We start from the raw sequence: 21,032 nt of genomic DNA, 5'->3' as shown, positions 1-21,032 counted from the left end.
ATGGGTAAAGTAACTGGATTTAAAGAATTTGAAAGACAAGACGAGTCGTACAAACCTGTTCAGGAGCGTATAAAACATTATAAAGAATTTACGGTTCCATTAAGTGAACCTGAACTTGTAAAGCAAGGATCTCGTTGTATGGATTGTGGTATTCCTTTTTGCCACAGTGGCTGCCCGCTAGGTAACCTAATTCCTGATTTTAACCATATGGTACATCAAGAAGAATGGCAAAAAGCTTCTTGGTTATTACATTCTACCAATAACTTTCCTGAATTTACTGGTAGGTTATGTCCGGCACCATGTGAAAAATCTTGTGTATTGGGTATTATTGAAGATCCTATTTCTATTGAAAATATAGAAAAAAACATTGTTGAACGTGCCTTTAAAGAAGGCTGGATTAAACCCCAACCACCAAAAACAAGAACAGGTAAAACAATTGCCATTGTTGGTTCTGGACCTGCTGGTTTAGCAGCAGCGCAACAATTAAATAGAGCAGGACATACGGTGACTGTTTTTGAGCGTGATGATGAAATTGGAGGCCTATTACGTTACGGTATTCCTAATTTTAAAATGGAAAAAGAAATTATTGACCGTAGATTAGCTATTCTTGAAGCTGAAGGTATCTCCTTTGAAACGAACGTAAATGTGGGTGTTAATTATGATACCGAAGAGTTGAAAGCCTTTGATGCTGTTGTACTTTGTGGTGGTGCTACTGAAAGACGTAGTTTACCAACACCTGGTATTGATGCTGATGGGGTTGTTCAAGCCATGGATTTCCTAACACAACAAACTAAGGTTCTATTTGGAAAGAAAGTTGAAAATCAAGTTTTAGCAACGGATAAACACGTTATTGTTATTGGAGGTGGTGATACAGGTTCCGATTGTATTGGTACTTCAAATCGTCATGGTGCAAAATCTGTGGTTAACTTTGAAATTATGCCAAAACCACCAGGACATCGTTCGCCTACAACACCTTGGCCCTATTGGCCGTTACAATTAAAAACATCTTCTTCTCACCAAGAAGGTGTAGAACGTAACTGGTTAATTAATACCAAAGAATTTGTTAAAGATCAAAACGGGAAATTAACAGCTTTAAGAACGGTAAATGTAGAGTGGAAAATGGTTCCTGGAGAACGTCCGCAGTTAGTAGAAATTCCTGGCACAGAAAAAACATGGCCCTGTGATTTGGCCTTATTAGCTCTAGGGTTTACAGGTCCTGAAAGTACGCTTGCAGACAAGCTAGGTATTGAAAGAGATGCCCGTTCTAATTACAAAGCAGAATACGGAAAATATCAAACAAATATCCCTAATATATTTACGGCTGGTGATATGCGCCGCGGACAATCATTAATTGTTTGGGCCATTTCGGAAGGTAGAGAAGCAGCCAGACAAGTAGATATTTATTTAATGGGTAAATCAAACTTACCTTCTAAAGATGCTAGTGGTGATTTGGTAGCCATGAATTAAACCCAATACTTTTTATGTATAAAAAAAGTGAACCATATTCGGTTCGCTTTTTTTATTTCTTCTAAACATCTATTATTTCATGAAAGCCATACTCTTACTTCTAATAACTTTCGTTACTCAAGGAAGTTGCCAAACAAATCAATCTCAAGCTATTCTATCCGTTGAATATACCATGGTGTCTAGAGGCTTTTACCAACAAATCATTATAGACAAAAACACACTAATAAAAAGGCAAAAAAAAGGAAGCACTGGCGAGTATTTCAATTGTACTGATACTGATTGGCAACAAATAATCAGCGCCATTAAATCTATTGAATTAGATGACTTTGAAACTATTAATCCACCAAGTCAAGCTTTTCAGCATGACGGCGCTGCCATGGCGCAATTAAAACTAGTGACAAGTGATAAAACGTATCAAACATCAAGTTTTGATCATGGCAACCCTCCTCAAGACATTAAAAAATTAGTTGAAGTTATTTTATCCGTAGCTCAAAACATTGAATAGCAAAATATCTTATTGTATTTTTGTTTAAAATTTTATGATTGTGAGTATTGAAGAGATCCAAAACGAAATAATAGACGAATTCTCAATGTTTGATGATTGGGAAGAACGTTACCAATATATGATAGATTTAGGGAAAGATTTACCCCTTATTGACGACCAATACAAAACAGACCGAAATATTATAAAAGGCTGCCAAAGTAAAGTATGGGTTCATGCAGAAATGGAAAATGACAAAGTCGTTTTTACGGCTGATAGTGATGCCATTATTACAAAAGGCATTATAGCTATTTTAATAAGAGCATTTTCAAATCAGCGTCCAAAAGACATTATAGATGCAGATACTAGCTTTATTGACAAAATAGGCTTAAAAGAACACTTATCACCAACGCGCGCCAACGGTTTAGTGAGTATGGTAAAACAATTAAAAATGTATGCCATTGCATACCAAACACAATTGAATTAAAATGAGTGAAACAATAGATACCGCCGAGTTAGGAGAAAAAATTGTAAATGTATTAAAGACCATTTACGATCCTGAAATTCCTGTTGATATATACGAATTAGGTTTAATTTATGACGTTTTTGTCAATGAAGACAACGATGTAAAAATCTTGATGACCTTAACAACGCCTAACTGTCCTGTGGCTGAAACATTGCCACTAGAAGTTGAAGAAAAAGTAAAATCATTAGATGCTGTAAAAGACGCCGAAGTTGAAATTACTTTTGATCCACCCTGGACACAGGAGCTCATGAGTGAAGAAGCAAAATTAGAGTTAGGAATGCTCTAAACCTCAGCTTCGTTTATAAAAATTCAAAAGAAAACGAACTTATGGCTGACGAGATTATAAATCGCGTAGCAAATAGTAAACTAGTTACTATTGATTTGGAAGATTACTATCCATCAGGTAAGCGCCTACTATTTGATATAAAAGATTGGCTTTATAAGGGCCTAATTTTACGTGAAAAAGATTTTAGAGCGCATGCATTAGCCTTTAATTGGAGTCAGTATCAAAACTGTTATGTAGCACTAACTTGCAGTACAGATGCTATTTTGCCTGGTTGGGCATTTATGTTACTTACTGTTTATCTGCAACCATATGCCAAAAAAATTGTAACGGGAAATCTGTCAGATTTAGAAACTTCCATATTTCAAGATATTATAAGCAACTTAGATGTTGGTCCGTTTAAAGACAAGCCCGTTATTATAAAAGGCTGTTCTAAAAAACCAGTACCAGAAAGCGCCTATATCATGCTTACCGGTAAACTCATACCCCATGTAAAGTCTATTATGTATGGGGAAGCATGCTCTTCTGTGCCTTTACATAAAAAGAAATAACATTTAACAGAAACATAATTCTTCCCTAACTCCGTAGCACGGGCTATTTACTTACTTGCCACTTTTTTCAAATAAAAAAACTATATTTATTCATCTTATTTAAAAACAACCGCAAATGAAAAAACAGCTATTAATCATTGCAATGTGTATAGGATTTGTTTCAATACATGCACAAACTAAAGAAGAGTTAGAAATACAAAAAAAAGAAAAACAAACAGAGGCTGATGCCTTAAAAAAAGAAATTGACGCCATACAATCAAAACTAGATGCCCTACCTGGGTGGCATCTCAATGTTTTTGGTACTATTGGCGGTACTTTTTCAAATTTCAACAATTGGTATGCCCAAGGCGCTCCCAACAATACCTCTGGAAGTATTGGTTTTACCGTAAATGCTACGGCTAATTTAATTCAACCAAAATTTTTCTGGAGAAATGCTTTAACCACTAACTTAAACTGGGTAAAATTAGATGACCGAGATGACCCGACTGATGATGCTGGTTTTGAACCTACTACAGACGTTTTCAACATTTCTTCATTGTACGGTAGAAATTTATCTAAAAAGTGGGCCGTATCGGCATTGATGGAATACAGAACCACACTTTTAGATAACTTCAACAACCCTGGGTATTTAGATTTAGGTGTAGGTTTCACTTGGACACCAATTTCTGATTTAGTAGTTGTAATTCATCCTTTAAACTACAATTTTGTATTTGCTGACAAGGATTTAGTTTTTGATTCTTCAATGGGTGCGAAAATTATGGTTGATTATGCCAAAAAAATAGGCGATTTAAATATCAAATCTAACCTTTCTGCGTTTCAAAGTTATAAAAGCAGCAACTTTTCAAACTGGACCTGGACCAATTCTTTAGGATATACTCTTTGGAAAAACTTTGGTCTTGGGTTTGATTTTGGTTTAAGAAGTAATAAGCAGGAAGCACTTAATTATGCTTTAGAACAAATACCTCCTACCGCTACAGGATTTGATGATGTTGACAATAAATTACAAACCTTCTACACCGCAGGTATTAGTTATAAATTCTAGATATTTTAACCAGATTCAATATTAATCAAACACGGCAGCTATTTTATCTGTCGTGTTTGCTTTTAAACCTAGTATTAGCAATATATTTAGTTTATAAACAAAAGAAAAAAATAGGATAGCATTGTACAATCAGCATAACCATTTATGCTTAATTTCCTTTAAACTTTTTTGTCCGTTTTTTCCCTTTAAATAAACGTTGAAAAAAAGAATCGCGCTTTTCTGGTTCACAATTCAAATCGTTAACTACCTTCTCAGATGGCTTTGAAAAGCCAGCCCGTGTGATGGCATTAAACTCAGCATCAGCATTCAATTTCTGATAGAATTTTGCAAAAATAGGCAAAGCCGAATTAGCACCTTGACCCATAGCCGTAGTTTTAAAACCTATACCATGATTATCATTTCCTACCCAAGTTACGGTAACCAGTTTAGGTGAAATCCCAACAAACCACCCATCTTTATTATCTTGGGTAGTTCCTGTTTTTCCTGCGATATCATTCTTTAAATTGTAAACGGTTCTTAATCTTGATGCCGTACCAAAATTTACAGTAGATTTCATCATTTCAAGCATCACCTCACAGGTATATTCACTAAAGGCTTGTTCTCCTACTTCAGGATTAAAAGTGGCGATAACATGCCCTTCTCTATCTTCAATCTTGGTAATTAAATAAGGCGTAACGGACCTTCCTTTGTTTGAAAAACTTGTATAAGCACCTGTAAGTTCTTTCAGATTAATTTCGGCTACACCTAAAGCTAAAGAAGGCTCTTCTGGTAATGTTTTTGTAATTCCTAATTTTTTAGTTTGCTCAATCACATTGGTAATACCCGTTTTATTCAACACCTTTACTGCAATGGTATTTACCGAATGACTCAAAGCCTTTTCTAAATTGTAGTTAAGATGAGGGTCATCTTCCTTACCACCTGAGTTACTAGGTGTCCAGTCGTCATAATTAGAATACGTGACTTCTGCCAATGAAAAATAGGTGCAAGGATCCATACCTTGTTCTATGGCTGTGGCGTATACAAATGGTTTAAAAGTAGACCCTACCTGGCGCTCACTTTGAGTCACATGATCATATTGAAAAAATCGGTAATCAATACCACCAATGTATGTTCTCACAGCTCCGCTTGCAGGATCAACAGCGAGCATACCTGTATTTAAAAATTTCAGAAAATGTTTCAAACTATCCTTTGCTGTAACCTGCATAATGGTGTCGCCCTCCCAACTAAACAGTTCTACATCATGCTTTACCGATAACGAGTCTTCAATTTGTGATTTACTTAAACCCAGCTCCTTTAAAGTCTTGTATTTAGGTAAATTTTTATAGGCATTTTCAATAAGTTGTTTATCCTTTTTCCATGGAGCATATTTACCATAGGAGGCTTCATAATCTTTTTGTAATTGCGATAAATGCGATTTCATTGCATCTTCTGCAAGTTGCTGCATTTTGTAATTTAAAGTAGTATGCACAATCAAACCATCCTTATACAGGTCATATTTATCTCCGTTTGGCTTTTTTATGGAATCGAGTATTTGTGCTAATTCCTTTTTTACTTCCTCCCTAAAATAAGGTGCAACACCAAGATCATGATTAAATGAACGATAATCTAAAACCAAATCTTTAAGCACCAAAGTGTCTTTAGCCTCGGGTTCTAAATAATGATACTTAACCATTTGATTCAACACAACATTTCGCCTATCCAAACAATTTTCGGGATACTTTCTTGGGTTATAGTAATTGTTAGCTTTAAGACTCCCTACCAAAGCAGCAGATTCATTAATGGTAAGCTCTGATGCTGGTTTATTGAAAAACTTTCGAGCTGCACTTTCTATACCATAAGTATTATCAGAAAACGGAACCGTGTTTAAATACATAGTTAAAATTTCCGTTTTACTATAGATGGTTTCTAGTCGTGTAGCAATAATAGATTCCTTAAATTTATTAATGACTGTACTGAAAAAGATAAAATTCTTCCTTCCAAATAGGTTTTTTGCCAATTGTAAGGTAATGGTACTTCCGCCACCAGCAGATCTATCTTGAAGTAAAATACTTTTTACAAAAACGCGCATTAAACTTACATTGTCAATACCATCGTGTTTCATAAAATCTAATATCTTCAGTGGCCAACAAAGCGTCTATAAGATGCTTCGGAAAATCTTCAAACTTTAAAGGTTGTCTATCATAAATGTAATATTTACCAATAAGTTTACCATCCATATCAAGTACCTGCGTAGCCTCTTCTTGTTTAATACTACTCAACTCTTCAATAGTTGCAACTTTTCCAAAAAAACCTAAATATATACTAAAATACAGGCCAACAAAAAAAACAAAGACAGCGGCTAGTAGCACTAAAAACCTTTTTATCCATTTGTTTTTTAGAATTTTAAAGACCTTTTCTAGCATTATAATACTTTTATTTGACTTTCTTCTTCTTCGTAATCTGGGTATAAGAAATGGTTATAAGGGAAACGCGTTATATGAATGTCTCTCACCTCATCATAAACACGCTTTTTAAAATCTTCAAGATTCTGTTTATTAAGAGCTGAAATGAATAAAGCATTATTTCCAACCTTACCCATCCAGGTTTTTTTCCACTCTTCAAGAGAGTAATACTTGTTTGTACGCTCTGTTTCCAAATCATTTTCCTCAATAGGTGGTTCCGCTTGATAGGCATCAATTTTGTTAAATACCATGATGGTAGGCTTGTCATTACTTTCAATTTCGCCTAAAATCTTATTCACAGACTCAATGTGTTCTTCAAAGTTTGGATGCGAAATATCAACCACATGAAGCAATAAATCAGCTTCTCTTACTTCATCAAGTGTACTTTTAAAACTCTCTACCAACTGAGTGGGTAATTTTCTTATAAAACCTACGGTATCACTTAATAAAAATGGTAAATTTTGAATAACTACTTTTCTTACCGTAGTATCAAGTGTAGCAAATAATTTGTTTTCGGCAAACACCTCACTTTTACTAATGACATTCATTAAGGTAGATTTTCCTACGTTGGTATACCCCACCAAAGCTACTCTTACCATTTTACCGCGATTGCCACGCTGTACAGCCATTTGCTTGTCAATGGTTTTAATTCTGTCTTTTAACAGGGCTATTTTATCACGTACAATACGTCTGTCAGTCTCTATTTCAGTTTCACCAGGTCCGCGCATACCAATTCCACCACGCTGGCGTTCAAGATGTGTCCACATTCCTCTTAACCTAGGGAGCAAATACTCATATTGGGCCAATTCAACCTGTGTTCGGGCATAACTAGTCTGGGCTCTTTGTGCAAAAATATCTAATATTAAATTGGTTCTATCTAAAACCTTACAGCCAAGTATTTTGCTGATGTTACGTTCTTGAGTAGCTGATAATTCATCATCAAAAATGGCCGTAGAAATGTCATGCTCTTCAACAAAGTTTTTTACGTCTTCCATTTTACCAGTCCCAATGAATGTTTTGGGATTTGGCATATCCATCTTTTGTGTAAATCGTTTTATGGCTCGTCCACCCGCTGTATAGGTTAAAAACTCCAGCTCATCCAAATATTCTTTCAACTTATCTTCGTCTTGATCTTTGGTAACTATACCAACCAGAACCGCTTTTTCTAAACCTATCTCTTTCTTTTCTATCATAACACAAAGTTACATAATTGTAAGCATTTAATATTTAAAAAAAACACCACAAAACAGGGGTAATCACACCAAATAATTGGTGGTTTCTTAATTTAAACTCTATTTTTGATTTATGACAAATCCTTTTTATGAGAATATTATGGTACGCCATGATATGCAAACTCTGGCCTTTTATAATGTTGAAAATCTATTTGACTTAAAAAGTAATAAGTACACTAATGACCGTGAATTTATTTCAAGTTCGGTTAAAAACTGGACCCCAAAGCGCTATGAAAACAAACTGAGAAAGTTAGGGTTTTGCATGGCAAATATTGGTCGAAGAGAAACAGGTAAACACCCTGCCTTAATTGGTTTGGCTGAAGTAGAAAATAAAACGGTTTTAAACGATTTATTAGAGTCCAAGCACCTTAACAAGTTTAACTATAACTATGTGCATTATGATTCTATGGATGAACGCGGTATTGATGTAGCCCTTTTGTATGATGAAGACGTATTTCAGGTTACACATTCTGAGATATTTACTATTTCGCTTCTTGATAAAGATGGTGACCCCGATTATACCAGAGATATTTTGTTGGTATCAGGCGTACTAGAAAACACCCCTATACATGTTATTGTTAATCATTGGTCTTCCAGACGAGAAGGCGCTCAAGAAACCGAGGTTAAACGTATGGCTTCGTCTTATAAAGTTCAGGAAATTATTTCTCGTTTAAAATTAGAACATGAACAACTTAACATCATTGTAATGGGTGATTTTAATGATGACCCGCATAATACCAGCATAAAACAAATGGTAGACCATAGTGCTTTATACAATCCGTTTGAAACCCTGAGGTCGTTCAACCGCGGCACTGTAAAACATAAACGGCAATGGTTTTTGTTTGATCAAATTATGCTATCCTCTAATTTTTTAAAACATTCAATAGATCAATTTGAATTTTTTAAAGCCAATATTTTTGATGAAGACTTCCTAAAACTTTTTAAAGGCCCATTTAAAGGAGCTCCTTTTAGAACCTATGTTGGACAAAAGTATAAGGGTGGCTATAGTGACCACTTCCCTGTTTACCTTATTTTAAAAAAATAGACAACGACAATATACTTAACGCGACATAATTTTTTTGCCATGTTTCAGGTTGAACGGAGTCGAGCCCTCATTGAAAATCACGAATTTTAATACTTATCTACTTGCTTGTAAGGTGTTTTCAAAAAAGCATATATTCTTTTCATTCAATACAGCTTGTGCCATGAATACTGGATGCTCATATCATGCTAATTATTAAAAGGCTTGGTACAATATATAGGATAAGGCGAGTAGACTAAAGGGTACAAACCATATTAACCAAATACTATAATTTAACCTTTTGTTTTTAAGTATGTTTGCATTTCTAACCTTTCGTTTTCTACCACCGTATTGCATCCAATTCTTAAAATAAATAAAAACTACAGCAATTACGTATAACGTCCAGGCCTTACTTGAAGACATAGTCTCTACATGCATTTGCTTGAAAAATTTTGAAAAAAATACGCCTAAAAGCAAAAGCAACGCACATTGTAAAAACGTTAAATAACATGTTGCTATGGCATCTGCTTTTCTTACTTTCTTGTTTTTATAATACTGAAAAACATGAAAGAATAACATATCAAAAGTTGTCATTTGGCTAAAATAATAACTCCAACGGATTTATTACAGAATTGCCTCAGAATAATATATTCTACTCTATAAAATCAATACTAATCTCATCAAGCTCATAAACCCCATCAAAAGATGCTTGCCCACCACCTGTAAATTTAAATGCAATGTAAACGGTTCCTGTCTCACAGGATAAATCAACAATACCAGAATCAAACCAAGGCGCAAAAGAATCAGTATCCTTCACAACATAAGCAGCAGAAAACACTCCCCAGGTTGCGTTTGTGATGGTTGCTTCGGCACCATCCCAATCTGATGAATACAATACTTCCATAAAACTACTATCTGCCAAACTATTTGACGTTTTAAAACGTAGTGTTTCGCCTTCCTGATTATCAAGATGTATGGGCGGAGTAATGAGCCAGCCTATGTTGCTTACATCTCCTGAGCTTGCCGATTGAAATCGTGCTGAACGCCCCAATGACGCATTTGAAGATGTTGACGAATAGCCTTCCCAAGCTTGTGAGCCCGCTTCCATGTAATTAGTCCAACCCTCAATAACTATGGGTTTGTTATTTTTTTGAGATTCAAAATCTTCATATAACAGATTCCCTGTACCTACCAATTCTCCTAGTTCACATGGCCACTCTATAGGATCGCAGCGCGATGGATCATCAAACACCACATCTTCAGATGTATTAATAATTAAAACGTTGAAATTATCTCTAAAATCTCTACTAAAAATTCCTGTAATAGCCCCATTTCCTTGAGGCACCGTTAGGGCTTTAAAATCAGAAAACGTACTTGTTTGCATTATTATTGATGTTCCTGAATCGCAAGATTCTAACAGGCGTAAACCATCAAATTCGTCAAATGATTCACTTGCAAAAGTAGCTCCTAACTCAAATCGGTTTAACTGCATCTTATGTAACTGAATGAGTGTGTTTTCATCCCACTCAGTTAAATCTTCAATAGCAGACACTTTAGGCACTATGTTCACTATATGGTTTGTTCTCAATATAATATGTTTAAATTCGGCCGCTTGAATCTGTCCTACATTTATACCATCGCCTTTTCCTATAGTAAGCACACCATTTGATTCTCCAATAGTTAGTCCGTTTAATTTAACATATACTTTTTGACCAAACTGATAAATATCTGACAAACTACTGGCATTAATATCTATTTTAAAGCCCATTCTTGGATCGGAATCTGATGTGCTGCCGTCTACTTTATTTTGAATAATTAACTCTTCAAAAAAGTTACCTGATTTATCTGAAGACACTACGTAACCTTCAATATATAAATCGGTTTCGGCATCAAGTACAACAGTAGTTTTGCCATCATTAATGGCTTGATTATATAAAGACTTAAGCGTTTTGAAGGTAGTTACCTTGTCTTTTGGGATATCTGGTTCTGTGATGGAAACGTCGGGTAATTCATAGTCTTCAGTCTTAACACAGGACACCAACATTATAAAAATGAGGATGGCTACCTTTTGAAATGTAAATGTTTTCATAAGCATCATAGTTTTAAAACCTAAGATTAAGATTCAAGAAATAGGTAGTTCCTCTACCGTACCAATATTTGGGTCCAAAAACCGGCGTTGTTAAAGCTTTATCGTCTCTTAATTCTCTATAGTTTGCCGTTCTACCTTGTTCAAAACCTCCTGTTTTGTATACTTCATCAAGTACATTATTTATACTTGCAAATAAGCCCAAATAATACTTTCCTATTTTCCATGATTTCCCTCCAACAAGATTCACTACCATATAATCATCAAACCGTTCTTGTTGTAACAATTGTTTTGCCAGATCTTCATCATAATCATTAAACACATTGCCATCAAAATCAGTATTAAAATTTGATGACCGCTTCAAAGGGCTTACATCTAAATACGTATTTGTGAAAAAATTGACAGTAGCCCCAAACCACCAATACTCAGGATCCCGATACTCAAAACCCAAAGCATAAGCATTTTGCGGACCATTTGACAAACGATAATTTTTCAACTTAGTTTCTCGAAAATCTTTGATTCCATTTACAAAGCCAGCGGCTTCAGCGTCATCACTAGGTTCTGTTGTTAAATATAATTTAGGGTTATTATTATAAGTAAACTGACCTAGGGCTGCAACGCCTTTAAGTTTTATGGTTGTGGTAACTTGTGCCTCTACTCCTAATTCGGCTCCAAAATACTTTTTATCAATACCCTGTAAAATTTCTTGAACAAAAATAGCATTGTCACCTCCCACGCCATCAGCGAAATAAAATGCAATATCATTGGCATTGGTAATTTTTGTGAAATACCCTGTTAATTTAGCTTTAACAAAAGGCGATCTGAAAATATAACTTCCATCAACAGAAGAAATATTTTCAGTGGTAATATTTGGTACTATATTATGGTTTTCTCGAGCATTTGAATAGGTGTTTTGAATAGTTGGCGCGCGATTTATATATCCTAAATTAACATTGAATACATGCTTGCCAGTCCATTTATAAGTTAGCCCTGCCTTGCCTCCAAAACCTGTGAACGCCAGTTTTTTACCTCGACCAAACGAATTATTAGGAAAACCCCCATTTTGATACAGCCCTTCCCTTTGATAGTGTGTACGGTTTATACTTCCTGAAAGATAGAAATCTACATTACTATAGGTAAATAAGCCTTGTGCATAGCCATCAAAACTATTGGCTGTAATATTATAGTGGTATTTAAATTTGTCACCAACCATTACCAATCGGTTAGGGTTACGCAAATCGTTTTGAGCTTCATCAATAGTATTGGCAAAAGTATCAATATCTAGATAGGTTGAAGCACCAAGTAAATCTAATACATGGGCATAATTTTTAGACAGTAATGATTTGTAATTAACTCCAGCATTTACTCTGATATTTGCATTAATATCTTTATTGAAAATGGAATTAACAGTTAGTTGCGTATCATCAACTCTATCTTCATAAAGCCCATATATGGCGTTCCCTCCTTGTTGTGCATTATTAATATTGGCATTATACATTGTATCCCAATTAATCTGACCATTTGCTTGAAATAGCTTGAGTGCCAAATAAGCATATTCTAAATTATCAGGATAATTTCTTTCAAAATAGCTTGGTAGTTTTTGATAGTAGGCTGGACTTGGATTTGAGCCACCCCCCTGTGGAATCCCATCAACTAAATCGGTTCCATTATAATCAAGTCGGCTATTACCTAAACTTCCAAATTGATAAGCCACATTAGTATTTAAAGATGTTTTACTATTTAAATTCCAATTATGGTTAAGTATAAACACAGGCTCATTTACCTCTTTAATTCTAGAATTACGCTTTTCACCATTTTGCAAACCCCAATATTCGTTGTATTTAATATCTTTTATATTATACACCTCCTGAGTATTTGGGGAAGACTTTCCTCGTTTATTTGGTGTATAAATAGCTGTTATATTCAAACTATGCTGATCACTTAACTTCTTTTCAACCGATGTAAAAAACGAGTTTGAGCTGTATGAGGTAGCGTCTTGATATCCTTCATTGCCCCAGCGTCTGCCCAAGGAAATGGTATACGCCCAGTTATTTTTTAGTAATCCTGAAGCGTACGTTGCCATAATTCGATTTGTATAACTTCTATTGGAAGACGAATAGGTTATGCCCCCTCCCGATTTTACCTGAGACGCCCTAACATTAATATTTGTGGTGCCTAAAACGCCGCCAAAATTGTAATTTGATGGTGCTAACCCTAAGGTTAATTCTTGGTTGCGCAATACATCATTAATCCCACCCCAATTACTCCACTGCGGTCGTCCATTATAACCTTTATTCATTTCAATGCCGTTAATTAAAACCGAAGCATTTCTGGAGTCTAAACCTCTCATCCTAAAAAATGATGCGCTAAATTCAAACGCTGCTGTTCTCTGAAAAACATCCAAAGATGATGCCAGTAACCCAGCCATATTATCTGCACCACTAGTATCATCATTCAATTCATCATCAGATAGGGTTATAACAAACAAATCATCAGTACTTGACCTATCTGGATCTAATATCATATCAAAAATGGTGACCAATTCTCCCTCATTTACCACAATAGGATAGCGTTTTGTTACATAGCCAAGTTTTGATAGTTTAATTACTTGTTCTCCTAAGGGTACATGCATATCAAAAACGAACAGACCTTGTTCATTTGTTGTAACGCTCAAGTTGGTACCTTCCAATTCAACAACCACAGTTGTGATAGGTTTTGAAGACACCGCATTTAAAACACTCCCTTTTATAAGCGTTTGTTGCGCCGCAACCTTAACACAACTTAGGGTAACAAATAAAAGGACTAAGGCTTTCTTCATATTGAGATTTAGATAGCTACAATATAAAAAGTAAGTTATTAATTACAAAATTAAATTTATTTAAAATAATATACTACATTTGATAGCGTATTGTAGGACAAAAACACCCTATTGTTTCTATTTATGTATAGTTATAAATTTTATTTCGCTCTCATTTTCTTTTGTATTTCAGCCGTTTTAAAAGCGCAAAATCATTCTTATTCTATTCATACTATAGCCTTTTACAACCTTGAAAACCTATTTGACACCATTAATGATCCCAGAAAATTTGATGAATACAGCCCCATTATGGAGGTAGAATCAAATCGTTCAAAAATCTATCAAAAGAAAACAAGTAATATGGCTAAAGTGATTTCTGATATTGGCTTTGAGCTTACTAAAAATAGCCCGAGCATTATTGGTGTTTGCGAAATTGAAAACAAAGATGTTTTAATTGATTTAATTTCAAATGATTTTCTGAAGGATAAAAACTATGGGATTATACATTTTGATTCTCCAGATGCCAGAGGTATTGATGTAGCTTTATTATATAAAAAACATATTTTCACACCAACACATTCTAGTCATCATACCCTTAAGCTTTATGATGATGAGCAAGAGCCAATTTATACTAGAGATCAATTATTAGTGAGTGGTCAATTAGATGGTGACAAGATACATCTTTTAGTGAATCATTGGCCATCGAGACGTGGTGGAGAAACTAAAAGCCAACCAAGGCGTATATCGGCCGCTAAACTAACTCGACACCTTACGGATTCGCTTCAAAGTATTGATCCTTATGCTAAAGTGATTATTATGGGCGATTTCAATGACAACCCCAATAACAAAAGCATAAAAAACATACTCAATGCAAAAAAGAATCGCAACAATCTAAAAATAAGACATCTATACAATCCATTTTATAAACTTTATACTATCGGACTAGGCACTACCGCCTACAGAGATGCTTGGAGCCTGTTTGACCAAATTATGATAAGCAAACCCTTACTTGAAAAAGATTTTAGTTCTTTCCAATACTTCAAATCGGGAATATACAATAAAAACTACCTTATTGACAATCAAGGGCGTTACAAAGGCTATCCATTAAGAAGTTTTTCTGATAACGGATTTAATAACGGGTACAGTGATCACTTTCCCGTTTACATACATTTGATAAAAAAGGTGAGCGACTAATACCTAGCCTAACCAAGTATTCCAAGGAATTCTTGATAAAAATAAAACTAAGGCTATAGAATAAAATATAGCTATTGTTTTTAGTTTGGCATTTGAGGTTAGCTTCTTTTTATGTTTTGAGTACCCAATAGTAATCAAAGCTACAGCCAGAATATTAATAACAGGATGCTCAACCAAATACAGTCTATTTACAGCATCTTTCATGATACCTCCCATACCCACTTCGCCAAATAATTGTAATCTTGGTGATACCACATACAACACTAATCCAATAAGTAACTGAATGTGTGAAACGATTAAGGTAAATAACGATTTTCTGAAATCATTTGCTTCATATTCTTTATCTGTAAATGTTTTTATAATGGCATTAAACGTTGCAATAATTAAAACGATTAAAACGAAGTAAGCCCAATACGAGTGAAGTGTTTTTACAATGTTATACATGAAGCATCTTTTTTTATTCTTGACAAATGTAATAATTAAAAAGATAAAAAAAGCCACCTTAAAAAAAAGCGGCTGTTATGTTTTGTTATCCTAAGATTATTTCCACGTATTTTCAGCTGTATTGCCGCCCCAAATTAATGTTGCTAAATAAGGGTTATCAATAAATGGGTTTCTATTACCTTGCGCACCAAAAATAACTTGATTACGTTGCTTTTCAAAGTCAGATACAGGGTCTTCAACATTCCATTTTAAGAATAATTCAAGCGTTCCAACTTTTACAAACGTTTCACCATATCTGATATTCAAATACATAACCATTCTTGCTACGTCACCTTTCCATTCGTCTCCAGGATACCAGGAAACCTCACCAATTTTTTGATTGTTCCCAGAGCCATCTACATAGGGATAATTACTTCGCTCTTCATTTACATTAGCATCACAAGATCTTAAATGATGTAAATCTGTTACCGCATCATTGGCAGATAATCTTGATTGTGGGTATATATGTTCTGTATTGAATGTTTGCGGGCTATAAGCATTTGTACCAGAAGTATATTCTTTCCAATACCTACTTTCACCTGTATACATCAAGATAACATTATCATCATTATTTAAATCTTTGTCGGCATCATACAAATAATTATGGCGCTCTCCGTAAGACAAAATGGTGGTATGCTTATTTTTTGTAAGGGCTTCTAATTCCTCAAACATTAAATCTGCATCCTCAGAAAAAATAACACCACTATAATAATCAGACACCTCGGCAGCAATATTAAAACTTAGTCCTGTAACCACCGTAACATGTACCGTAGCGGTATCACAGGACGGATTTGGGGTGTCATTATCACAAATAGTATAGGTAAAGGTATCTGAACCTGTAAATCCAGACTTAGCTGTATAGCTTATAGTTCCATCAGCATTACGCACAACGGTTCCTTGTGAAGAAGTTCCATCAACTTCTGATAACATGGCACCATCCATTAAATTGTCGTTATCCAATAGGATAGTAAGCACTTTGGTGCTATTTTCAAGCACTTTTACAGTATCATCTTCGGCTAAAGGGCTACCTGCATCTGTAACGGTGATAGTCACTGTTGCTGTTGAACAATCGGGTTTTTCGTCCCTATCACAAATGGTATACGTAAATGTATCTTCTCCTACAAAATTAGCTGGCGGCGTATACGTATAGGTATTATCTCTGTTGTCAGTGATTGTACCGCCCTGGGTTGTTGTTATATCAAAGCTTGTAATCCGGGCGTTATCCAATACGGTATCATTTGAAAGTAAGTCGCCTATAACGACTACATCATTTTCTGTAGTGTTTGCTGTATCATCCACAGCAATAGGTACACCATTTGGATCAGGTTCTGGTTTGGGAACTGAATCATTTCCTTCTGAACTACACCCTAGAATAAAAATTAAACTAAATAAACCTAAAAAGTACTTCATTTAATAAATTTATTGAAATTTAAAAAACCACCTCTTATCAAGGTGGTTTTAAATATGCTGAACACTTTTTTTATTTATTTACCTTCCAAACTAATTCTCCTGAATCATTTTTTGCTTTAATTAAACTCATGCTCTCGGTACCTGTCGCACCAGTATAAACAACATAAGTTAAAACATATTTTTGACCTTCCTCAGCTTCAGGTTGTTTTTTGTTTAACAAAGCAGAAAATGCTTCTAGTAACATATCATCATTCCAGTAATTACTACTACTCGATCTTCTATCAAAGCTTCCAAAAAACCCTACATTATCTGCTGGTCCCGGATATTTATCAATAAAAGTACTTGAAATAAAAGATATATCTTCATCAACCAGAGTATATTTTATGGTATTATCTGGTACCCAAGCATCCTGTTCGCCATCGTATCCAAATTGTAATACCTGATTGATAACATCATTATATTCAGACCAATTTTCACCATCATAAATAAAATACTTCACATAACTATACGTGGTACTGTCATCCGTTCTACCATCTTCATCTAGGTCATCTACATCTGTAGTATATAGTTTGTACATCGTACCCACTATATCTCCTGCTTCATAACCATCAAATTTTAACTTATCTTTTAAAATAATAGCCGTTTTTAAAGTAGCTTCATCCTCATTTGAAAAGTTTGGAAAACGCTCTCCCATTAGGGTATACTCATCGTCAGAAAAGCTAATCATTTCCTCCCAAGTATCATTAATAAATAAGTATCCTGTATTTAATGTATTTGTACTTCCATTATAAAAATCATACGTTAAAGACACTAAAACTCTATCCTCTGGATTAGGGTATTTATATTCTAAGAACTCTATAATTTCTGACTCTCTATCAAAATTCCCAAAAGTATGACCAAGAGCAGCATAATCTTCATTAGAGACTGTATATCTAATTAAACTTCTCTCTTCTCTTTTAGGTGAATATAAAGCATAGGTAATGAATGCACTTGATCCGTCTTTTAAAGCAGGATATTTGTCTTCTAGAAGAATTGGAATTAACTCTTTAGCTTCATCTTCAGAACCAAAATTTGGAAATCGTAGTTCTAATTCTTCGGTATAATCTTCTTCAGTTAAAGTATACGCAACATCACCAGAAATAGGCTTTGCATTTAAAGCAATTTCATCATAAATATCTTGATTTGGATTACATCCAACAAGAATGAACCCAATAATCATAACATAATTAAATAAATTTTTCATCTTCTTTTTTTTTAAAAATTAAGCCTTGCTCCTACACTAAAGGTTCTTCCAAAACCATAATAAACTCTTGCTACTCTCGCCGAAGATCCAGGAATATAGTCAGGATCACCAGGATTACCTACTGCTCTGCCATCTTGAGCATCTGAAATATACTCTAAATCGAATAAGTTATTTATTCTACCAGTAATACTTGCATCAAAAGGTCCAAATTTAAAACCATGAGTAAGCGCTACATCAAAAAGGTTATAATTAGGCATTTTCCATGCGTCTGGCCCTGGTTCTTGTCGGTCGCTAGGGTCAAATTCCGCATAGATGTCTCCAAAATAATTATAATCTAAATTAATTCTTGTTTTTGGAGCTAGTCTATAATCTAAACCTAAAGCTGCTGTAGTTTGCGCTGCATCGGCAACATGCAAATCTTTGATATAAATATCTACAACATCAATAAGGTTTTGATCCTCATCAAAAATAGGAACACCTAAAACATCTTTATCCCATCTCCAATCACCTAAAGAAGCCATTCCTGTAATATTAAATTTATTGGATACTCGGTATACAAAATCTAACTCGATTCCTTGATGAATAGCATTTACACCTAAGATATTGGCTGCAGCGCGCGTTCCGTCAGGTTGCTGAAAACTTGCAATCTCTGTTCTATCTTTCCAAAATGTTCTATATAAGTTCAAATTAGCCGAAAACTTTTCTCCTCTAAAACCATAACCAATTTCAACACTAGAAATCTTTTGATTAGGAGCATCGGCATTAATGTTATCATTACTAAAGTTCAAAAATACAGCATCAAAATTCGGGGCTCTTTCAAAATACCCGAGGTTAGCAAACACATTATGATTTCCACCAAAACGGTAGTTCGCTCCTCCTTTTACACTATACCCAGCAAAATTATAGCGATCGGTTTTTTGCAGCGGATCTGAATCTAAATAATTAAAGTAATCTATTCGTTGATACGATGTATTTGAGCCAGCTAAAGATATAAATGCATTAAAATGTTCATTAATGTCATATTCTAGTTGACCAAAAAGTCCTAACCAACCTACTTTACCATCGTTATAATAATTGATTTTATCACCCACTCCAGCTGGATTGTTAGGATTGTTTTCGTTACCATTATCTAAAAAATATCGACCTCCTAGTAAATCTGTTACTTCTTGAAAGTGGATTCCTTTATAAGATCTAAAATCTAAACCAGCTAAAAGCACTAAGTCATCCGTTAAATCAGTTTTTAAGGTTGACAAAAGCCCATACCAATTATGATCATTTCTTGACGCCCTCAATATGGTTTCAGAGCCTTCGGCTCCTCTAGCTTCATTTTCAGCCGAGATCAAATCAAAATCTATAGGCCCATATAAGCCAGTTCTGTAAGGGCTACTACCATCTGCTTCGTTGAAGGTAAATTTATTTACACCTCTCCAGCCTCCGCCACCTCCTGTTCCGAATGAAACATATGCAGATGAAAGCAACGAGGTTTTTTCATTAATATTCCAGGTGTGATTTAAGGAAATTTGAGGCTTGTGATAAAAATTATCCTCTTGAAAGGTTACTTGTCCGTTTTTATAACCCCAATCTGAGTTAAACTTTCTGCCTCGCTCACTATTCTTAAATGTCTCAATTAAATGTCTGTTTTGTCTTTGACCATGTTGTTGCTTTGCTCCAAAAGCAGAAAAAGATAAACTATGGTTATCATTAATCTCTTTTGAAATATTTATGAAATAAGAAACTCCTGAAAACTGTGTTCCATCCACATAACCATCTCCCTTTGTACTTGCTGCAGACGCTGTAACCGCAAAACCATTCTTCATTAAACCTGTTGAATAAGTCATACCATATTTCAAATACCCATCATTTGCAATGGTGGTTGCAACATTTCCTCCTTCTTCTGCATCGGTAGTTTTTGTAACAATATTGATGGTACCCCCAATTGAAGGAACTGCTAATTTAGATGCCCCCAAACCTCTTTGTACTTGCATTTGGCTGGTTACATCTCCTAATCCGGCCCAGTTACTCCAGAACACTCGACCATTCTCCATATCATTTACAGGAATACCATTAATCAAAACAGCCACATTCTCCGAGTTAAAACCTCTAAGGTTAATTCTTCCGTCACCGTACCCTCCACCTTGTTTTGTGGCATACACTCCTGGTGTTGACTTTAAAATCTCTGGGAACTCTTGAGTTCCAAGTTTCAACTCTATATCGGCTGCTTTAACTGTAGAAACAGCTACAGGCGTTTATCTGTCTACCGCAACAGATGCAATAATTTGAACTTCTTCAAGACCTACCTGACTTGATTCTAAAACAATGTTTCCTAACGCAACATCTCCTGAAAATGGAATGGTTTCTGAGTTATACCCAATGAAGGTAATAACAAGTTCTCCTGATGTTTCATTTGTTTTAATTGTAAAGTTTCCGTCAAAATCAGACGTCACCCCGTTTGAAGTTCCTTTTTCAATAATATTAGCACCTGGAAGTGGAATATTACTTCCTGCCTCTAAAATTGTACCCGAAACAGTACTTTGTGCCATGGCAACTGCCGAAAACATTAGCACTGCGGTAATTAAAAGAAAATTAATAGTTTTTTTCATAATTAATTATTTGAAATTAGTCGCAGCAAAAGTACATATTATTTGGCATTACATATTAAGCAAACGTTAACAAATTTAACATGTATCTAAAAGCAAAAAGAGCGTAAACATTGAATATTTACGCTCTTTTTATTAATACAGTATTAATGTAATATCTTTTTAAGGTATTTGATAT

18 protein-coding genes and 1 pseudogene are annotated in these 21,032 nt (G+C 34.8%); 8 read left to right on the top strand and 11 right to left on the bottom strand.

The genetic code is table 11. The annotated features are described in order from the left end of the window. From KFZ70_RS06470 to KFZ70_RS06445, 6 genes are all read left to right on the top strand, one after another. Complete coding sequence (locus tag KFZ70_RS06470) at window positions 1-1,467, top strand: glutamate synthase subunit beta (protein ID WP_139695921.1); 1,467 nt, start codon at window positions 1-3, stop codon at window positions 1,465-1,467. 79 nt (window positions 1,468-1,546) lie between these two features. Continuing rightward, window positions 1,547-1,972, top strand: a complete 426-nt coding sequence (locus tag KFZ70_RS06465) for a hypothetical protein (protein ID WP_139695924.1) — start codon at window positions 1,547-1,549, stop codon at window positions 1,970-1,972. 40 nt (window positions 1,973-2,012) lie between these two features. Then, window positions 2,013-2,435 (top strand): SufE family protein, encoded by a 423-nt coding sequence (locus KFZ70_RS06460; protein WP_139695926.1) that lies wholly within the window; start codon window positions 2,013-2,015, stop codon window positions 2,433-2,435. A 1-nt stretch (window position 2,436) separates the two neighbouring features. Continuing rightward, entirely contained in the window at window positions 2,437-2,760 is a 324-nt protein-coding gene (locus KFZ70_RS06455) for an SUF system Fe-S cluster assembly protein (RefSeq protein WP_139695928.1), read from the top strand. 41 nt (window positions 2,761-2,801) lie between these two features. Then, window positions 2,802-3,308 carry a DUF2480 family protein gene (locus KFZ70_RS06450; protein WP_139695930.1) on the top strand — a complete coding sequence of 169 codons (507 nt, stop codon included), beginning with the start codon at window positions 2,802-2,804 and terminating at the stop codon, window positions 3,306-3,308. Window positions 3,309-3,423: 115 nt separating this feature from the next. Next, complete coding sequence (locus tag KFZ70_RS06445) at window positions 3,424-4,350, top strand: DUF3078 domain-containing protein (protein WP_139695932.1); 927 nt, start codon at window positions 3,424-3,426, stop codon at window positions 4,348-4,350. Between the two features lie 148 nt (window positions 4,351-4,498). Here KFZ70_RS06445 and KFZ70_RS06440 read toward each other — a convergent pair whose 3' ends face one another. From KFZ70_RS06440 to hflX, 3 genes are read right to left on the bottom strand one after another with little or no spacing between them, the layout of a single operon-like run. Beyond that, the gene (locus KFZ70_RS06440; RefSeq protein WP_407516080.1) at window positions 4,499-6,451 is read right to left on the bottom strand and encodes a transglycosylase domain-containing protein; all 1,953 of its coding nucleotides are present in this window, start codon (window positions 6,449-6,451) and stop codon (window positions 4,499-4,501) included. Continuing rightward, window positions 6,432-6,752: a hypothetical protein gene (locus KFZ70_RS06435; protein ID WP_407516079.1), complete on the bottom strand. Its 321-nt coding sequence runs from the start codon at window positions 6,750-6,752 to the stop codon at window positions 6,432-6,434. The genes KFZ70_RS06440 and KFZ70_RS06435 overlap by 20 nt, the downstream gene beginning before the upstream one ends. Beyond that, a complete protein-coding gene (hflX, locus tag KFZ70_RS06430) occupies window positions 6,752-7,984 on the bottom strand; it encodes a GTPase HflX (RefSeq protein ID WP_407516077.1) in 1,233 nt (410 codons plus the stop codon). Before hflX ends, KFZ70_RS06435 begins: the two co-directional genes overlap by 1 nt. 112 nt (window positions 7,985-8,096) lie before the next feature. Between hflX and KFZ70_RS06425 the strand changes: the two genes are divergently transcribed. Beyond that, the gene (locus tag KFZ70_RS06425; protein ID WP_139695938.1) at window positions 8,097-9,068 is read left to right on the top strand and encodes an endonuclease; all 972 of its coding nucleotides are present in this window, start codon (window positions 8,097-8,099) and stop codon (window positions 9,066-9,068) included. Window positions 9,069-9,696: 628 nt separating this feature from the next. On the opposite strand, the gene KFZ70_RS06420 is transcribed toward KFZ70_RS06425, so the two are convergent. Further along, window positions 9,697-11,133: a DUF5689 domain-containing protein gene (locus tag KFZ70_RS06420; RefSeq protein ID WP_139695942.1), complete on the bottom strand. Its 1,437-nt coding sequence runs from the start codon at window positions 11,131-11,133 to the stop codon at window positions 9,697-9,699. A gap of 13 nt (window positions 11,134-11,146) precedes the next feature. Continuing rightward, complete coding sequence (locus KFZ70_RS06415; RefSeq protein ID WP_139695944.1) at window positions 11,147-13,948, bottom strand: TonB-dependent receptor; 2,802 nt, start codon at window positions 13,946-13,948, stop codon at window positions 11,147-11,149. A gap of 123 nt (window positions 13,949-14,071) precedes the next feature. On the opposite strand from KFZ70_RS06415, the gene KFZ70_RS06410 reads away from it, so the two are divergent. Further along, on the top strand, window positions 14,072-15,121 hold the full coding sequence (locus KFZ70_RS06410; protein WP_139695946.1) for an endonuclease/exonuclease/phosphatase family protein: 1,050 nt from the start codon (window positions 14,072-14,074) through the stop codon (window positions 15,119-15,121). A 3-nt stretch (window positions 15,122-15,124) separates the two neighbouring features. On the opposite strand, the gene KFZ70_RS06405 is transcribed toward KFZ70_RS06410, so the two are convergent. From KFZ70_RS06405 to KFZ70_RS06380, 6 genes and pseudogenes are all read right to left on the bottom strand, one after another. Beyond that, window positions 15,125-15,565, bottom strand: coding sequence for a hypothetical protein (locus tag KFZ70_RS06405; protein ID WP_139695948.1), 441 nt, complete (start codon window positions 15,563-15,565; stop codon window positions 15,125-15,127). A 96-nt stretch (window positions 15,566-15,661) separates the two neighbouring features. Next, the gene (locus KFZ70_RS06400) at window positions 15,662-17,014 is read right to left on the bottom strand and encodes an endonuclease (RefSeq protein WP_139695951.1); all 1,353 of its coding nucleotides are present in this window, start codon (window positions 17,012-17,014) and stop codon (window positions 15,662-15,664) included. A gap of 70 nt (window positions 17,015-17,084) precedes the next feature. Beyond that, window positions 17,085-18,257, bottom strand: coding sequence for a hypothetical protein (locus KFZ70_RS06395; protein WP_139695953.1), 1,173 nt, complete (start codon window positions 18,255-18,257; stop codon window positions 17,085-17,087). A gap of 11 nt (window positions 18,258-18,268) precedes the next feature. Continuing rightward, complete coding sequence (locus KFZ70_RS06390; RefSeq protein ID WP_407516204.1) at window positions 18,269-20,074, bottom strand: TonB-dependent receptor domain-containing protein; 1,806 nt, start codon at window positions 20,072-20,074, stop codon at window positions 18,269-18,271. Between the two features lie 123 nt (window positions 20,075-20,197). Next, window positions 20,198-20,491 (bottom strand): annotated as a pseudogene (locus KFZ70_RS06385) (TonB-dependent receptor plug domain-containing protein); the annotation flags it as partial. Window positions 20,492-20,503: 12 nt separating this feature from the next. After that, window positions 20,504-20,857: a carboxypeptidase-like regulatory domain-containing protein gene (locus KFZ70_RS06380; RefSeq protein WP_317128513.1), complete on the bottom strand. Its 354-nt coding sequence runs from the start codon at window positions 20,855-20,857 to the stop codon at window positions 20,504-20,506. Between the last annotated feature and the right edge of the window lie 175 nt (window positions 20,858-21,032).

Origin of the sequence: Allotamlana fucoidanivorans (assembly GCF_045788535.1) — a bacterium.
GTDB lineage: Bacteria > Bacteroidota > Bacteroidia > Flavobacteriales > Flavobacteriaceae > Allotamlana > Allotamlana fucoidanivorans.
The sequence above is the reverse complement of the archived record's forward strand: the minus strand, read 5'-3'. Positions and strand labels throughout refer to the sequence as shown.

Bases quoted from the DNA above. Each gene is read 5' to 3' on its own strand.
- KFZ70_RS06465 (WP_139695924.1), top strand. From the start codon at position 1,547: ATGAAAGCCATACTCTTACTTCTAATAACTTTCGTTACTCAAGGAAGT.
- KFZ70_RS06435 (WP_407516079.1), bottom strand. From the start codon at position 6,752: ATGCTAGAAAAGGTCTTTAAAATTCTAAAAAACAAATGGATAAAAAGG.
- KFZ70_RS06445 (WP_139695932.1), top strand. From the start codon at position 3,424: ATGAAAAAACAGCTATTAATCATTGCAATGTGTATAGGATTTGTTTCA.
- KFZ70_RS06440 (WP_407516080.1), bottom strand. From the start codon at position 6,451: ATGAAACACGATGGTATTGACAATGTAAGTTTAATGCGCGTTTTTGTA.
- KFZ70_RS06395 (WP_139695953.1), bottom strand. From the start codon at position 18,257: ATGAAAAATTTATTTAATTATGTTATGATTATTGGGTTCATTCTTGTT.
- KFZ70_RS06410 (WP_139695946.1), top strand. From the start codon at position 14,072: ATGTATAGTTATAAATTTTATTTCGCTCTCATTTTCTTTTGTATTTCA.
- KFZ70_RS06390 (WP_407516204.1), bottom strand. From the start codon at position 20,074: ATGAAGAATGGTTTTGCGGTTACAGCGTCTGCAGCAAGTACAAAGGGA.
- KFZ70_RS06450 (WP_139695930.1), top strand. From the start codon at position 2,802: ATGGCTGACGAGATTATAAATCGCGTAGCAAATAGTAAACTAGTTACT.
- KFZ70_RS06405 (WP_139695948.1), bottom strand. From the start codon at position 15,565: ATGTATAACATTGTAAAAACACTTCACTCGTATTGGGCTTACTTCGTT.
- KFZ70_RS06420 (WP_139695942.1), bottom strand. From the start codon at position 11,133: ATGAAAACATTTACATTTCAAAAGGTAGCCATCCTCATTTTTATAATG.
- hflX (WP_407516077.1), bottom strand. From the start codon at position 7,984: ATGATAGAAAAGAAAGAGATAGGTTTAGAAAAAGCGGTTCTGGTTGGT.
- KFZ70_RS06425 (WP_139695938.1), top strand. From the start codon at position 8,097: ATGACAAATCCTTTTTATGAGAATATTATGGTACGCCATGATATGCAA.
- KFZ70_RS06470 (WP_139695921.1), top strand. From the start codon at position 1: ATGGGTAAAGTAACTGGATTTAAAGAATTTGAAAGACAAGACGAGTCG.
- KFZ70_RS06380 (WP_317128513.1), bottom strand. From the start codon at position 20,857: ATGAAAAAAACTATTAATTTTCTTTTAATTACCGCAGTGCTAATGTTT.
- KFZ70_RS06415 (WP_139695944.1), bottom strand. From the start codon at position 13,948: ATGAAGAAAGCCTTAGTCCTTTTATTTGTTACCCTAAGTTGTGTTAAG.
- KFZ70_RS06400 (WP_139695951.1), bottom strand. From the start codon at position 17,014: ATGAAGTACTTTTTAGGTTTATTTAGTTTAATTTTTATTCTAGGGTGT.
- KFZ70_RS06455 (WP_139695928.1), top strand. From the start codon at position 2,437: ATGAGTGAAACAATAGATACCGCCGAGTTAGGAGAAAAAATTGTAAAT.